Below are 15,218 nucleotides of genomic sequence, written 5' to 3'. Positions count from 1 at the left end.
CGCCCCGGTCACGCGGGGCGTCCCGTTCAGCCCAGCTCGGCGCCGGCGGTCGCTGACAGCTCGTCGTGGCCGAGGGCGCCGGGGGAGCGCGCGATCACCCGGTTGCGGCCCAGGTTCTTCGATCGGTACAGCACATCGTCGGCGGCACGCAGCAGGTCCTGCACGTCGGCAAAGCGCTCGTAGCCGCCCTGGGTGGCCACGCCGGCGGAGAAGGTGACGAACAACGGCCCTCCCTCCAGCTCGGCCATCGGCGTGGCGACGATGTTGGCCAGCACCCGGCGGATCACGTCCAGGGCCACGCTTTCGCTGGTATTGGGCAGCAGGGCGACGAATTCCTCGCCGCCGAAGCGGGCCACGGTGTCGCTGTTGCGCAGCTGGCCCTGCAGCTTGCCGGCAAAGGCGCGCAGCACCTCGTCGCCGGTCAGGTGGCCGTGGGCATCGTTGATCTTCTTGAAGTCGTCCAGGTCGATGAAGGCCACCGACAGCGGCCAGCCCTGGCGGCCGGCGCGCAGGAACTCCTGCTCCAGCACCGCCTCCAGCTGGCGGCGGTTGAGCACGCCGGTCAGGGCGTCGCGGTGGGCCTGGTCGGCCAGGCGCTTGGCCCGCGCCTCGAATTCGTCGGCGCGGCGGCGCGCCTGGTCGGCATCCTGCAGCTCGCGCAGGTTGCGCAGGGTCGCCAGCTCCTGCGCGTGGTCGATCAACTCGCGCACGCGCAACGGCGAGTTCAGGCCGGCCTCGAACAGGCTGGCGATGTCCGGCAGGGCCTCGCTGATGCGGGTCAGCACCTGGTCGAAACGGGCGCTGTCGAGTTCCAGCCGGTCATGTACCTGGTGCAAGGCACGCTCGCGGGCGGCATCGGCATCTTCGTCCAGCCAGATGTCGGCGACAGCGCCGGACAGCTGCACGCAGGCCTGGAACGGCGAATCGGCAGCGTCGTCGTCCTCGCTGTGGCTGATGCTCTCCACCAGATAGCGCGGCAGGCCCCATTGCTCGGCCACCCAGGCGCCGACATCGGCGTGGCTGCAGCCGAGCGCGTCGCGCTCGCGGGCAACCAGGTCCGTGTTGTCACGGGCTTCGCGCAGCAGCGGCAGGTAGCGCTCCGATTCGGCCTGGGCCAGGCACAGCACGCCCAGGTCCTGCAGCAGCCCGGCCAGCATCAGTTCCTCCAGGCGGCGCAGGCCGCGGGCCTGGCCCAGCTGGCTGGCGGCCAGTGCGCTGAGAATGCTGCGCTTCCACGCGCGCTGGCGCAGGTCATGGCCAGCGCCGCTGCCGCCGGTCAGGCCGTCGGTAACGGTGAAGCCAAGGGCGAGGCTGATGGTGGCATTCAGGCCCAGCATGGTCAGTGCCTGGCCGAGGTTCTCGATGCGGCGACGACTGGCGTACAGCGGCGAATTGGCGATGCGCAGCATGCGAGCGCTCAGCGCCATGTCGATGGCGATGATGTCGGCGGCGGTGGCGATGTCCGCTTCCGGGTCCTGTGCCAGTTCGATGATGCGCAGGGCAATACCGGGTGGCGAAGGCAGGTTGCGGCAGAGCGCCAGGGCAGCTGTCAGCTCGGGAGGCATGTCGGGTCGTTCAATTCCATTGGGACAAGAATACCTAGGAATGCATCACAGTCCGCGATTTTCGTTCCTGCTATGTGACTGTGGATTCCCTGCGCCGAGTATCGGCTTGATTCGCGCGCAACGCAAAGGTGCCGGTGTGCGCGGCGTCGGTGTGCGCACCAACAGTTGGAGCATGGGCCTCCCATTGTCCCGGGCATAAAAAAAGAGCCGCGGTTTCCCGCGGCTCCTTCTGGTCGCCTCGCAGCCGGAAGGCTGGAATCAGACCTGCATCGCCTTGGCAACTTCAGCGGCGTAGTCTTCCACCACCTTCTCGATGCCTTCGCCGACGATCAGTAGCTTGAAGCCAGCCACGTCGGCGCCAGCGGCCTTGACCACCTGCTCGACGGTGGTGTCGCCCAGCACGTAGGTCTGGCCGTACAGGGTCACGTCGCTGACGATCTTGTTGATCTTGCCGCTGATGATCTTTTCCAGGATCTCGGCAGGCTTGGCCTTGTCCTTTTCGGACATCTTGGCCAGCTCGATTTCCTTTTCCTTCTCGACGAAGTCGGCCGGAACGTCCGAAGCCTTGTTGTGCGGCGGCTTCAGCGCAGCCACGTGCATGGCCAGGCCACGGGCCAGCTCGACGTCGCCGCCGACCAGGTCGACCAGCACGCCAACCTTGCCGTTGGTGTGGACGTAGGCGCCGATGGTGTTGTTGCCGTCGATCTTCACCATGCGACGGATCTGGATGTTCTCACCCAGGGTCTGCACGGCGGTGGCGCGGGCTTCTTCAACGGTGCGGCCATCGGCCAGCTTGGCAGCCTTCACGGCTTCCACGTCGGTGGCGCCCGATGCCAGGGCAGCGGCAGCGACGGCGTTGACGAAGGACTTGAAGTTGTCGTCGTTGGCGACGAAGTCGGTTTCCGAGTTGACTTCGACCAGCACGGCCTTGCCGCCATCCTGGGCCAGGCCCAGACGGCCTTCGGCGGCCACGCGGTCAGCCTTCTTGTCGGCCTTGGCGGCGCCGGACTTGCGCATGGCTTCAGCAGCAGCGTCGATGTCGCCGTTGGCTTCGGTGAGCGCCTTCTTGCATTCCATCATGCCGGCGCCGGTGCGCTCGCGCAGTTCCTTGACCAGGGAAGCAGTGATTTCCACGGGATTACCTCACGAAAGAAAGGGGTTGGGCCGGCATGGTGGCCGGCCCGTGTGACACGGTCCTGTCACGCGCCAAAGGCTGCGTGCAGGGAGGGTGGACGCCGGGCGTCCACCCCGGGGCCTGGATCAGGCCTGGGCGTCGTCGCCCTTCTTGGCAGCCTTCTTGGCCGGAGCGCGGCGGGCCGGCTTCTCTTCGCCTTCAGCAGCGGCTTCAGCGAACTCTTCCTCACGCACCGAAGCGGCGTGCGGAGCAGCAGCCTTGCCTTCCAGCACGGCGTCGGCAGCGGCGCGGGCGTACAGCTGCACAGCGCGGATGGCGTCGTCGTTGCCCGGGATGGCGTAATCAACCAGTTCCGGGTTGTAGTTGGTGTCGACCACGGCGATGACCGGGATGCCCAGCTTCTTGGCTTCCTTGATCGCGATGTCTTCGTGGCCGATGTCGATCACGAAGATGGCGTCCGGCAGACGGTTCATGTCCTTGATGCCGCCCAGCGAGGCTTCCAGCTTGTCGCGCTCGCGACGCAGGCCCAGCACTTCGTGCTTGACCAGCTTTTCGAAGGTGCCGTCGGTTTCACCGGCTTCCAGTTCCTTCAGGCGGGCAACCGACTGCTTGACGGTACGGAAGTTGGTCAGGGTGCCGCCCAGCCAACGCTGGTTCATGAACGGCATGCCGCAACGCTCGGCTTCTTCCTTGATGGTTTCGCGGGCGCTGCGCTTGGTGCCCAGGAACAGGACGGTGCCGCGCTTCTGGGCAACCGACGAGATGAAGTTCATCGCGTCGTTGAACAGCGGGACGGTCTTTTCCAGGTTGATGATGTGGATCTTGCCGCGGGCGCCGAAGATGTACGGAGCCATCTTCGGGTTCCAGTAGCGGGTCTGGTGGCCGAAGTGGACGCCGGCTTCCAGCATCTGACGCATGGTGACCTGGGGCATTGCAATACTCCTGATATGGAACCAGCGATTCCGCCCGCGGGATAGGTATGCGGGACGCGTGGAAGCGCGATCGGTTCCGGGGTTGGGCTTCCCTGTTGCCTCCGTGGCCGAACTCCTTGCGGAGCACCCCGGCACGGATGGGGGCAGCAGGTGTGGATTCACCGGTGACGTCCGGTGTGGACGGTCTCCCGCGCACGCAGGCGGCAGGAATCCGGTCGATTATAGCCCGCTCGGTGCGCTCGCTGCAATTGGCGGGTCCGGCACGGTCAGATCGACCACGCGGCCGTCCTGCAGCCGGGCCTGGAAATGGCCACGGGCATAGCCGTCGGCATGGGCGGGGAGGGCCCAGCGGCGCTCCCGGCCCGCCAGCAGGTAGCCGGCCAGTCCCGGCAGCAGCAGGGTGCGGTGGCCATCGTCGGCGACGAACGCAAGATCGTGCAGGCGGGCGTGTACGGTACCTGCGTTGCTCAATCTCAGAAAGGGATGTGACGTGCCGGGTTCGATCCCGGCATGCAGCTCCGGCCGCGCCAAGGGCACGGCGTGTCCCCTGAACAAGGGCAGCGAGTACCGTGGTAGGTCCGGTTCACTGGGAGCCAGAAGCACCCGGTAGGCCTGCTCGACGGCAATGGGCGACCTCTCCCGGGGCAGCAGCCAGATGCGTTGGCGGGTGCCGGGCGGGAGGTCGAGCCGGGCAGGGCTGGCCAGGATCTGGTCACTGGGACGCAGCTTTTCCGCGTCGGCCTGCTGTTCCCAGGCCAGGATCCGAACCTCGCCCTGCCAGCGGCCGGGCCCGGGGTTGTACAGCCACAGCTCGCCGTACCCCCCTTCGGCTGGCAGCTGCAGGGTGGTCGGCACCAGGTCCAGCGCCGCCGCGGGCAGCGCCAGCAGCAGTACCAGCAGGCTCAGCAGGGTACGCATCAGTAGATGACGGTCACGGCAGGCACCGCGTCGTCGCTGTCGGCCGGCGGCGCGAGGTCGCGGATCTGTTGCGGAAGCTCGGGCGCGTCGCTGCGCTTGTGCGGTGCCGCGCATCGGGTATTACCGGCATCACCGCTGCAGCCCTCGACCACGGTCAGCCGGATCTGCAGGGGTGTGCTGCCGGGATCGGCCCACGCGGGCGTACTGGCGACCAGCATCGCCCCGATCAGAAGTGCGCGAACCACCTGCCATCCACCGTGCTGTAGGACCCGTTGCGCGGTATCGGCAGGATGCGCCGGAACTGTAGAGCCGAGTCCATGCTCGGCCTGCCGGATGCCAGAAAATGAAGCCGAGCCGGGCTCGGCTCTACAGGGGACTCAATAGGTGATCGTCACCTGCACCAGATCGTTGTAGGTACCGGCCGCGGGCTGGCCGGTGACCGGCGGCACCCGGCCATAGATGGTCAGCTGCTGCGCGCTGCCACTTCCGGTGCCGCCAACGGTATCGACGTTGAGGGTATTGCCCCAGCGCAGGCTGCGCGCGGCATCGCGGTACAGCTCATAGGGGAGGTAGTAGGTGCCGCTGCCAATGGTGGTGGCCATGCGTCGGGTGGTGGAGGCGGCGGGGTTGTTCTGGCCGTTGTTGAGGCTGATCTGGTAGGCAGTGTTCTTCAGGCAGGTCAGCGTGAGCGTGGCGGTCCGGTCGATGTTGGCGGGAATGCTGCCGGTGACGTTGCCGAAGTCCATGCTGGTGGTGACGTAGCTGCCGCATTGCGGCAGCACGTTGGCAGTGGCGGTGAAGCTGAATGCCCCACTGGCGCTGTTGGTGCCGGTCGCGCCGCCGTTGCAGGTGGCCGGCACGGTGGCGGTGCCGAGCAGGACTTCGTTCCAGGCCCAGGTAAGCACCACGTTGGCGCCGCTGAAGGTGCTGCTGTAGGCACCCGAAGCGAGGATCTGGTTGGCAGGGATCTGCGCGAACAGCTGCACGGACTGCGCACCGCTGCCGCCGGTCAGCAGCGGCACGCTGTAGCTCATGGTCAGCTCCTGCGCGGGTGGCGTGCCGTGCGGCACCAGGCCGGTGGCCTGGCTGTAGCTGGCGGTGTTGTACAACTGGAAGTTCATGGTGTCGCTGGTGGAGGTGGACATCGTGCGGAAGGTGGAGCTGCTGCCGCCGCCACTGCCAGCGCCGATACCCACGCAGACGCGGACGCCGGTGGTGGCCAGCAGGCTCAGTGCGGCGGTGGTGCAGGTCACCGTGATGTTCAGCGTTGCCGCCGTAGGGCCGGGAGCGTTGCTGTTGATGTTGCCGAATGGCAGGGTCGGGTTCGCGATTGCCGTGCAGACCGCTGTCGCCCGGGCCGGCAGTGCCGCGAGCAGGCCGGTGACCAGCAGCACGCCGAGCAGCAGCACCCTCACGGCGCGACCTCCGGAATGCACTGCAGCGGTGCCGGCTTCGGCCGGGCGCCAGACGCCACCACCTTGGGCTGGTCGGGTACCTTCACCCGGCACTGGCCGCGGCTGGTGGTGATGTACAGCACGCTGCCGGCAGCGATGTCTTCCAGGTACAGCAGGCCGTCATAGCCCACCGTGGCCTGGTGTCCATCGGGCAGCTGCACTTCGCTGCCCACTTCCAGTGGCTGCCCGTCCATGCTCTGAAGCGTCAGGCTCAGAGAGGGACGCGAGCGCAACTGGAATGTCACGTGGGTACCGGCGCGCTGGCGCGGCGTCACCCAGTCCTCGATGCGGTCGGCACGCATGTCCTCGGGCAGGTCCAGGGTGTCAATCGAGACCCGGTTGCGTTGCCAGGACAGCAGCGGGCTGACCAGCAACAGGCCACGATCATCGGTGACGCCGATCAGGCGGTTCTCCAGCCGCACCGGCACGCCGCCGACGCCGTTGGTGCTGATCACCGCGAACGCGTCCGAGACCTCGCGTGTGGCGAACGCGTGCCCGCCCATCCAGACCAGGCTGCCACTGGCGCTGCCGTAGGCATAGTTGAGCCCGCCCTGGCGCGAGGCGCCGAACGAGTAGCGGCCAATGTCATTGAGGATGCCGACTTCGGCCAGGCCGCCGTTGCCGTCCTCGCCGTGGCGCACCTGCGCGCGCCAGCCGATGCCGCCTGCACTGCCATCGCCGGGCACCGGCTGGGTGACGTCGGCCACCCAGGTCTGGCTGTCGCCGTTGCGCTGGCTGGACAGGCTGGCCTGGCGGTTGTTGCCCAGGCTGGCGGTCACCGACAGATAGATGCTGCGGTCATCACTGTGGTCCAGGTTCTGGTTCACCGACAGGTAGGCCGACCAGCGCTGGCTCCAGGTGCGCGACCAGAACAGGCTGGCATAGCGGTTGTCTTCGCCATTGGGGTAGCGCAGGCGCAGGTAGCTGGCGCTGAGCGTGCCCAACCGCAGCAGATCCAGCCCGACCGTGGCCTGTTCGCTGATGCTCGGCGGCAGGTTGCCCTGCAGCGCGCCGAGGTCACGGTAGTCGCCGTGGCTGCGCACGCTGCGCAGGTTGACGTTGAGACGGCGGTTGTTCCAGCTGTAACCCAGTGCCCACTGCCCGCCCTGCAGGCCGTGATGGTTGCTGTGCGCGTAGGCCGCGTTGAACACGCCGGCGCCGCCCACCAGCCACCAGCCGCCTATGCCGGCCTGGGCCAGGCCACCTCCGCCTTCAGCATGCGCTTCACCGGTGAAGGTATCGCTGATGCCGCCGCGCCAGCTGGCACTGGCCACGGTGCGATCGTCGTAGGCGAAGGAGCGCTGGCCGAAGTCCTCGCGCAGGTTGCCGACGCCGACCGACCAGTCGGACAGGCCCTTGGCCAGCAGTTGCTGGGTGCCATAGAAACTGAAATCCAGTGTCTGCATGCGGCCGAATGCGTCGGTGACCACGACCTGTGCGCTGCCGGTGCCGCTGATGCCTGGCTGCGCGGCCAGCTGGAACGGGCCGACCGGGACCTGGCCGCTGTACTGGCGCAGGCCGTCGACATACAGCTCGACGGTGGAGGGCACCACGGCCTGGCCGAGGAAGCTGGGCGTGGGAGTGAGCACGCGATACGGCTGCAGGCCGTAGTTGCGGCCGATCTGCAGACCGCCCAGGCGCACCGGGCGGGTCCAGTCGACAAAGCCGCTGTAGAAATCGCCGACCTCCAGCGTCATCGCCTTGTCGGGGAAATCCAGGCTCCAGCGCGTATCCAGGCGCACGCTCTCACCGCGCCAGCGACGATCGCCGGGCTGCTGGTAGCGTCGGCTGACCGCGGTGTTTTCGAAGGTACCGTTGCCGACGCCGAACAGGCGCAGTTCCGAGCTCAGGCTGAGGTTGCCGAGCGTATCCACCCGGCTGCCATACACGTCGTAGTTGAGCAGCAGTCCGGGTGAGGCACTGCCTGCGGGGGCGCGCGTCTGCGGGCGGCTGAGCACGGTGGTCGGCAGGGTCAGCTGGTCCAGCGGCACGTCCAGCGCCAGGGTCTGCAGGCGTGCGTCATAGCGCACCACCGCGCCGCTGATCTGGTCCAGGTACACCGGTGCATCGCCGTTGGCGTTGAAGCCGAGCTGGCGCAGCACGTCGGGGCTGGCCTGCAGGCGGCCACGGTTCTCGATGAAAGGCATCAGGCCGCGTGGGGTGCTGTTGAGCGACACGTCCAGGTACAGCGTCTGGTTGGCGGTCAATGGTGTGGGCGGTGGCAGGATCGCATCGGCGGAGATGCCTGATGCATCGGCGGCGGCGGTGGCCGCTGCGCCGGACACATGGGCGGCTTGGATCGCCGCAGGAGCCAGGGCAGCAAGCAGCGCACCCATCAACGCCTCAGCGAGCCGATGGAGGCGACAGCGGCGTCTGTTCCGACTCGCCATTGAGCTTGGCCGTGATCTGGTCGTTGTCGCGGTCGATCGCCGTGCGCTCGATCGGCCAGCGCATCACCTGCCCGGGCAGCACGTATCCCAGCAGTCCGGGATGCACGATGCGCGGGCGCATGGCACTGCCCAGCGCGAGATCGGCGATCTGTGCATAGCTGTTGCCCGCGTTGGCCACCTCGACGCCGTTGCGGCCATCGGGCAACTGCACCAGGCGGGCCTGCAGCTGCGGCGCAAGCTTGCCGGCGGCGGGTTGCACGAACACCGGTATCGAATAGCGCAGCACGAACTGCATCCCTTCGGCACGGGTGGCCAGATCGGGCACCTCGTCGACAATCAAGCGGTAATGCTGCTGTGCAGGCGGTGGCGTCCTGTCCGGACGCATCACCCGGACCAGCTGCTGCTGTCCGGCAGCCAGTTCCTGCATCGGCGGGGTGACCACCAGCTCATCGGTGGGCAACAGTTGTTCCTGGCCGTCCTGCTGCACCCAGCGGAACACCCGCACCTGCAGCTTCACCGGCGAGGTGCCGCTGTTGGTCAGCCAAAGCTCGCCGGCACGCTGGCGCGCTTCCAGCTGCAGGCTGGTGGGGGCGACCTGCAGGCTGGTGGCTTCGGCAGGGGCGGCGAGCACCAGGCTCAGGACGAGCAGCGCCACGCCGGTGGCGCGCCACGGGCGGGGTCGGGCCATGCGGGCGTGCTCCATCAATAGGTGATCGTGGCGGTAACCGTATCCAGGTAGTTACCGGTCGCCGGGTTGTTCGTACTGAGGTTCAGGATCTGGCCGTAGACGATGTAGGGCACGGCCAGCCCGGTGCCGATGCCAGCCTGGGTGTTGGTGCCGGAGGTGGCACCCCAGACCAGGGTGTGTGCGGCGTCCTGGTAGAGCTGGTAGCCGACGTAGTTGTTGGCGGTCACCGCGGCGTTGGTGTTCTTCATCCGGCGGGTGGTGACGTCATTCGCGGTGCTGGCGTTGGCACCTGCATTCAGTGAAATCGTGTACGGGGTCAGTGCCGAACACTGGGCGGTGACCGTGCCCTGGCCCAGGGTGGGGGTAGCGGTGGTCGAGGCCGCCGTGCCGAAGTCGACGTTGGTGGCGGCCGCAGCGGTGATGGTGCAGGCCTTGGTGACCACCAGGGTGACATTGAAGGTGGTGGTGTCTGCAGCCAGGGCCGGGCTGGACAGCAGGATCCCGGCCAGGGCCCAGGCAAGCGGGGAACGAAGCGCGGATCGCATGGACAACCTCCCTGACCCGAAGGTCCGTTGAACAAGGCGAAGGCGGCACGTTCGGCACCGCTTCGGCGACGGTGACCCCAGCTTAGGTGGCGTAAGTGTCTGTATTTCGTGATAAACAGGGAGGTGAAAGGGTGGCGGCGATCACGCTTTCACTTTCCTTGCCGGAACCGTGCATGGCCCGGATCGCCAGTTGGGTGGCGTTCGTTCAGATTGTGGCCGGATCGGCGATAATGGGGGCCATGAGCGTGAATCTGAAAACCCCGCAGGAAATCGAGATGATGCGAATCGCCGGCCGCCTGGCCAGCGAAGTGCTCGACATCGTCACCCCCCACGTCAAGCCCGGTGTCACCACCGAGGAACTGGACCGCATCTGCCACGACCACATCGTGAACGTGCAGGGCGCCATTCCGGCCAACGTCGGCTACCGCGGCTTCCCCAAGACCGTGTGCACCTCGGTCAACAACGTCATCTGCCATGGCATCCCCAGCGAAGGGAAGGTGCTCAAGGATGGCGACATCATCAACATCGACGTCACCGTCATCAAGGATGGCTGGCACGGCGACACCAGCCGCATGTTCTTCGTCGGCACCCCGTCGGTGATGGCCCGCCGCCTGGTGGAAACCACCTACGAAGCGATGTGGCGCGGCATCCGCGCGGTGCGCCCGGGCGCCACCCTGGGCGACATCGGCCATGCCATCCAGAGCTATGCCGAAGGCGAGCGTTTCAGCGTGGTGCGCGAGTACTGCGGCCACGGCATCGGCAAGGTCTACCACGATGAGCCGCAGGTGGTGCATTACGGCCGCCCGGGCCAGGGCCTGGTGCTGCAGCCGGGCATGACCTTCACCATCGAGCCGATGATCAACGAGGGCACCCGCTACAACAAGGTGCTGCCGGATGGCTGGACCGTGGTGACCAAGGACCGCAAGCTGTCGGCACAGTGGGAGCACATGATCGCGGTCACCGAGACCGGCGTGGACGTGCTGACCCTGTCGCCGGGCGAGTCGCAGGTCTCCTGAAGATGCTGCCGGCGAGTTCGCTGCTGGACACGCCGGCCGCGTCGCTCAACGACCCGGACTGGGCTGCTGCCGCGCGCCAGGCGCTGCAGCAGGCTGACGCACGCCTGTACCGCCGCTTCGACCAGGGCGACAACATCGAGCGCCTGCTGGCGCTGCGCGCGCGTGCCGCCGACCATCTGATCCGCCTGGCGTGGCAGCGTTGCCTGCCAGCCGATAGCGGGCTGTCGTTGTTCGCGGTGGGGGGCTATGGCCGCGGTGAACTGTTCCCGCGATCGGACATCGACCTGCTGGTGTTCGGTGATCCGTCGGCACAGTTGGCGCATGAATCCGCACTGGCACGCCTGTTCGCACTGCTGTGGGACTGCGGGCTGGCGGTCAGCCATGCGGTGCGTTCGGCGCCGCAGTGCCGTGAGGCGGCGGCGGACCAGACCGTACTGACCGCGCTGATCGAGGCGCGCCCGATCCTGGCCGATGACGCTGCCCGCCGTGCGCTGCGCGAGGCCATCGACGATCGGGAATTGTGGCCGGCACGCACCTTTTTCCTGGCCAAGCTGGAAGAGCTGCGCAACCGCCACCAGCGTTTCGGCGACACCGCCGACAACCTGGAACCGGATCTGAAGGATGGCCCCGGTGGCCTGCGCGATCTCAATACGCTGGGCTGGATGGCGCTTCGCGCGTTCGGTGTACGTGACCTGGAAGCGCTGGTCGGGCTGGGCCATCTCGGTGCCGACGAAGCCGCCGCGTTGAAGCGCGAACGTGCAGTGCTGGCGCGGCTGCGCTTCGGCCTGCACCTGGTGGCGCGACGCCCCGAAGAACGGTTGCGCTTCGATTACCAGAAGACCCTGGCCGCGCGCCTGGGCTTCGAAGACGATGCCGAGAATCTCGGTGTCGAGAAGATGATGCAGGGCTTCTACCGCGCCGCGCTGGTGGTGCGCCGGATCAGCGACCGCCTGCTGCAGCGCTTCGAGGAGCAGTTCGACGGCGAGGCGCAGCCGGAGCCGTTGACCGTGGGCTTTTCCCTGCGCCGTGGCTACCTGGCGGCCAACGAAGCTGACTGGCCGCGCGGCGATATCGGCCAGGTGTTCGCACTGTTTGCCAGCTGGGCCAACAATCCGCAGGTGCGCGGCCTGCATTCGCTGACGGCACGCGCGCTGGCCGAAGCGCTGCCGCTGTTGCCGGCCTACGACCAGGCTGACGTCGATGCGCGCGAGCAGTTCCTGGCGTTGCTGCGCGGCCAGCGCCCGGTCGATACGCTCTCGCGCATGGCGCGGCTGGGCGTGCTTGGCCAGTGGATTCCCGCCTTCGCCCAGGTCAGCGGGCGCATGCAGTTCGACCTGTTCCATGTCTACACCGTCGACCAGCACACGCTGATGGTCCTGCGCAACATCGGCCTGTTCGCCAGCAGCCGTGCCGACGAGCGCTTCTCGATCGCGCATGAAGTGTGGCCACGCCTGCGCAAGCCCGAGCTGCTGCTGCTCGCCGGCCTGTTCCATGACATCGCCAAGGGCCGTGGCGGCGACCATTCGGAGCTGGGCGCGGTGGACGCGCGCGCGTTCTGCCAGGCGCATGCGCTGAGCACGTCCGACACCGAACTGGTGGCGTGGCTGGTCGAACAGCACCTGCGCATGTCGGTGACCGCGCAGAAGCAGGACATCGCCGACCCGGAGGTGATCCATCGCTTCGCCACCCTGGTCGGCAGCCGCGATCGCCTGGACTATCTGTACCTGCTGACCTGCGCCGACATCGCCGGCACCAGCCCCAAGCTGTGGAATGCATGGAAGGACCGCCTGCTGGCCGACCTGTACTTCGCCACCCGGCGCGCGTTGCGCGAGGGGCTGGAGCACCCGGTGCCGGCGGCCGAGCGCGTGGCCGAGGCGCGCGACAGCGTGCGCGCGCTGGTGCGCGAGCGGGGTTACGACGATGCAACCATCGACCGCCAGTTCGCGGTGATGCCTGATGAGGGCTTCATCCGCCTGCGCCCTGAGCAGCTGGCCTGGCAGGCCGCCGCGCTGGTGCCGGTGAAGCAGGGCCAGGCGCTGGTGAAGGTACGCCGGATCAGTGTCGACGACCCCGCGCTGGAAGTATTCGTGCATTCGCCGGACCGCGACGGCCTGTTCGCCGCGATCGTGATGACGCTGGACCGCAAGGGCTACGGCATCCACCGCGCACGCGTGCTGGACGGCCCGGCCGATACCATCTTCGATACCTTCGAAGTGAACCCGGCCGATACCTTTGCCGATGGCAGCAGTGCCAATCTGGAAGCGGCGCTGCGCGAGGCACTCAGCGGTGACCTGTCGCGCCTGCGGCCGTCACGCCGGGTGGTACCACGGCAGCTGCGGCACTTCCGCTTCGCTCCGCGCATCGAATTCCGCGATGAGCCGGGCGCAACCCGTTTTGCCCTGGTCGCCCCCGACCGCCCCGGCCTGCTGGCCGATGTGGCGTTCGTGCTGCGCAACCAGGGCCTGCGCGTGCATGATGCGCGCATTGCCACGTTCGGCGAACGCGCCGAAGACACCTTCGTGATCAGTGACGAACACGACCTCCCCCTGACTGAACCTGCCCGGCAGCAGTTGCATGACGCGATGCTGGCCTGCCTGGACCCTGATCGAAACGCCGGAGACCCCGCCTGATGGCCACCAAGCCCGCCAAGAAGACCGCCGCGACCCCCAAGAGCGCAGCGGCCCGGAAACCTGCTGCCGCCGCACCGGCCGCGAAGAAGGCCACTGCGCCGAAGAAGGCCGCTGCGGTGAAGGCCCCGGCGAAGAAAGCGGCTGCAGCGAAGAAGGCACCGGCCAGGAGCGCCGAAGCCGTCCGCGCCGAAACCATCGCCCGCAAGTCGCTGCGCAAGCCGTCGGCACCGGGCGTGGAAGAGCTGAAGTTTGGTATCGAGAGCGCCTTCGAGCGCCGTGCCACCTTGACCCTGCACGAGCTGGAGGGCTCGACCAAGCCGCTGGTCAACCGCGTGATCGACGGCCTGGAGAGCGGTGAGTTCCGCGTCGCCGAGCCGGATGGCCAGGGTGGCTGGAAGGTCAACGAGTGGCTGAAGAAGGCCGTGCTGCTGTACTTCCGCGTCAATGACATGGCCGTGGTCGATGCCCGCCCGGCGCCGTTCTGGGACAAGGTCGAATCGCGCTTCGCCGGCTATGACGAAGCGAAGTTCCGCCGCGGCGGCGTGCGCGTGGTGCCGGGCGCGATCGCCCGCCGCGGTACGTACTTCGGCAAGGACGTGGTGCTGATGCCGAGCTTCACCAACATCGGCGCCTACGTCGGCGAAGGCACCATGGTCGACACCTGGGCCACCGTGGGTTCGTGCGCGCAAATCGGCCAGCACTGCCACCTGTCCGGCGGCGCCGGCATCGGCGGCGTGCTGGAGCCGCTGCAGGCCAGCCCGACCATCATCGAGGACCACTGCTTCATCGGTGCCCGTTCGGAGGTGGTGGAAGGCGTGGTCGTCGGTCACCACAGCGTGATCGGCATGGGCGTGTTCCTCAGCCAGAGCACCCGCATCTACAACCGTGCCACCGGCGAAATCACCTACGGCTACATCCCGCCGTACAGCGTGGTGGTGTCCGGCTCGCTGCCGAGCAAGGACGGTACCCATTCGCTGTACTGCGCGGTGATCGTCAAGCAGGTTGATGCCAAGACCCGCAGCAAGACCAGCGTCAACGACCTGCTGCGCGGCCTGGCCGACTGAAGGTGGCTGCGCCGGAGGATCTGGCGCAGTCCGCGATCTACCGGCATCCGTCCGACACCCTGTTCGGGCGGATGCTGCCGCGCCTGCTGCACGCCCCGCGCTGGACCCGGCTGCGCCGCGCACTATCGCGGCGCTGGCCGATGCCAGCGCTGGTCAGTGATGTGCGCGATGTGGTCTACGTGAGCTGGTGGGTCGACGTGCGCCACGCGCCGATGCCACCGCCAGGCCATCATTACGTGGTCCATGCCGGACGTACGCCTTACACCATCCTCAGCTACCGTCACGGCCACTTCGGGCCGGCGTTGGCCGGGCCGCTGCGTTCCCTGATGCCGTCTCCAAGGCAGAGCAACTGGCGCTGGTACCTGCGTCGTGACGATGCTCCGGACGGGACACCGGTGGTGCTGTTCGACCGCAACGTGATGGACCAGCTGCCCTTCGTCGCCGGCGCGCGTGCCTTCAGCGATGCCATGCAGCCGCATCTGTCCACCCGCTTCGAACATGCGGTGCGCGCCGATGGCGGTGGGCATACCCGGATCGAAGGCGGGCAGGGCAGTGCGCCGGAGCTGTACCTGCAGTGGCAGGCTGCTGCGGGCTGGGAGGACGCGGCATGGACGGCGGCTTTCGGTGGCCATCAGGCCCTCCTGCGTTTCCTCACCTGCCAGGACGAGGCCATCGCCCGTACCTGCGACTGTCGCTGGGCCAGCACCCGCATCGCGTTGCCGGTGGAGATCGACCGCCTGCAGCCGCTGCAGCTGGAAGGCGAGCTGCAGTGCCCGCGCCTGCAGGCGATGGGCGTGGCGTTGCACGAGGGGCTGGCCTTCCTGCTGCCACGGGTGCCATTCCGGGTCGTGTCCGAGCGCCTGTTGTGAGATTCTGGCCCT

At 67.7% G+C, this 15,218-nt stretch carries 13 protein-coding genes; 4 read left to right on the top strand and 9 right to left on the bottom strand.

Annotated features, from left to right (window positions below; translation table 11 throughout):
• Positions 1-26: 26 nt before the first annotated feature.
• The 9 genes from AC13FN_RS01280 to AC13FN_RS01240 all read right to left on the bottom strand — a co-directional run bounded on the left by AC13FN_RS01280 (position 27) and on the right by AC13FN_RS01240 (position 9,627).
• Positions 27-1,565 carry a GGDEF domain-containing protein gene (locus AC13FN_RS01280; RefSeq protein WP_049436476.1) on the bottom strand — a complete coding sequence of 513 codons (1,539 nt, stop codon included), beginning with the start codon at positions 1,563-1,565 and terminating at the stop codon, positions 27-29.
• A 258-nt stretch (positions 1,566-1,823) separates the two neighbouring features.
• Positions 1,824-2,699, bottom strand: a complete 876-nt coding sequence (gene tsf / locus AC13FN_RS01275) for a translation elongation factor Ts (protein ID WP_054171331.1) — start codon at positions 2,697-2,699, stop codon at positions 1,824-1,826.
• 126 nt (positions 2,700-2,825) lie between these two features.
• Positions 2,826-3,632, bottom strand: a complete 807-nt coding sequence (rpsB, locus tag AC13FN_RS01270; RefSeq protein ID WP_005408748.1) for a 30S ribosomal protein S2 — start codon at positions 3,630-3,632, stop codon at positions 2,826-2,828.
• 219 nt (positions 3,633-3,851) lie between these two features.
• Positions 3,852-4,550, bottom strand: coding sequence for a fimbrial biogenesis chaperone (locus tag AC13FN_RS01265; RefSeq protein WP_482984288.1), 699 nt, complete (start codon positions 4,548-4,550; stop codon positions 3,852-3,854).
• Entirely contained in the window at positions 4,550-4,795 is a 246-nt protein-coding gene (locus AC13FN_RS01260; RefSeq protein ID WP_401741144.1) for a hypothetical protein, read from the bottom strand. Before AC13FN_RS01260 ends, AC13FN_RS01265 begins: the two co-directional genes overlap by 1 nt.
• Before the next feature lie 132 nt (positions 4,796-4,927).
• Positions 4,928-5,965 carry a Csu type fimbrial protein gene (locus tag AC13FN_RS01255; RefSeq protein ID WP_329921728.1) on the bottom strand — a complete coding sequence of 346 codons (1,038 nt, stop codon included), beginning with the start codon at positions 5,963-5,965 and terminating at the stop codon, positions 4,928-4,930.
• Positions 5,962-8,340, bottom strand: a complete 2,379-nt coding sequence (locus AC13FN_RS01250; protein ID WP_482984289.1) for a fimbria/pilus outer membrane usher protein — start codon at positions 8,338-8,340, stop codon at positions 5,962-5,964. Before AC13FN_RS01250 ends, AC13FN_RS01255 begins: the two co-directional genes overlap by 4 nt.
• A 7-nt stretch (positions 8,341-8,347) precedes the next feature.
• Positions 8,348-9,097: a fimbrial biogenesis chaperone gene (locus AC13FN_RS01245; RefSeq protein WP_482984290.1), complete on the bottom strand. Its 750-nt coding sequence runs from the start codon at positions 9,095-9,097 to the stop codon at positions 8,348-8,350.
• On the bottom strand, positions 9,097-9,627 hold the full coding sequence (locus AC13FN_RS01240; protein ID WP_054171335.1) for a Csu type fimbrial protein: 531 nt from the start codon (positions 9,625-9,627) through the stop codon (positions 9,097-9,099). Before AC13FN_RS01240 ends, AC13FN_RS01245 begins: the two co-directional genes overlap by 1 nt.
• Positions 9,628-9,800: 173 nt before the next feature.
• Between AC13FN_RS01240 and map the strand changes: the two genes are divergently transcribed.
• From map to AC13FN_RS01220, 4 genes are read left to right on the top strand one after another with little or no spacing between them, the layout of a single operon-like run.
• Entirely contained in the window at positions 9,801-10,643 is an 843-nt protein-coding gene (gene map / locus AC13FN_RS01235) for a type I methionyl aminopeptidase (RefSeq protein ID WP_049436485.1), read from the top strand.
• 20 nt (positions 10,644-10,663) lie between these two features.
• Complete coding sequence (locus AC13FN_RS01230) at positions 10,664-13,273, top strand: [protein-PII] uridylyltransferase (RefSeq protein WP_456044017.1); 2,610 nt, start codon at positions 10,664-10,666, stop codon at positions 13,271-13,273.
• A complete protein-coding gene (gene dapD, locus AC13FN_RS01225) occupies positions 13,273-14,337 on the top strand; it encodes a 2,3,4,5-tetrahydropyridine-2,6-dicarboxylate N-succinyltransferase (protein ID WP_478410798.1) in 1,065 nt (354 codons plus the stop codon). The genes AC13FN_RS01230 and dapD overlap by 1 nt, the downstream gene beginning before the upstream one ends.
• 2 nt (positions 14,338-14,339) lie before the next feature.
• Positions 14,340-15,206, top strand: a complete 867-nt coding sequence (locus AC13FN_RS01220) for a hypothetical protein (protein ID WP_049436488.1) — start codon at positions 14,340-14,342, stop codon at positions 15,204-15,206.
• Positions 15,207-15,218 lie beyond the last annotated feature (12 nt).

It is taken from the genome of Stenotrophomonas sp. 115C5 (assembly GCF_056861055.1).
This window is presented reverse-complemented; position numbering and strand designations above follow the sequence as displayed.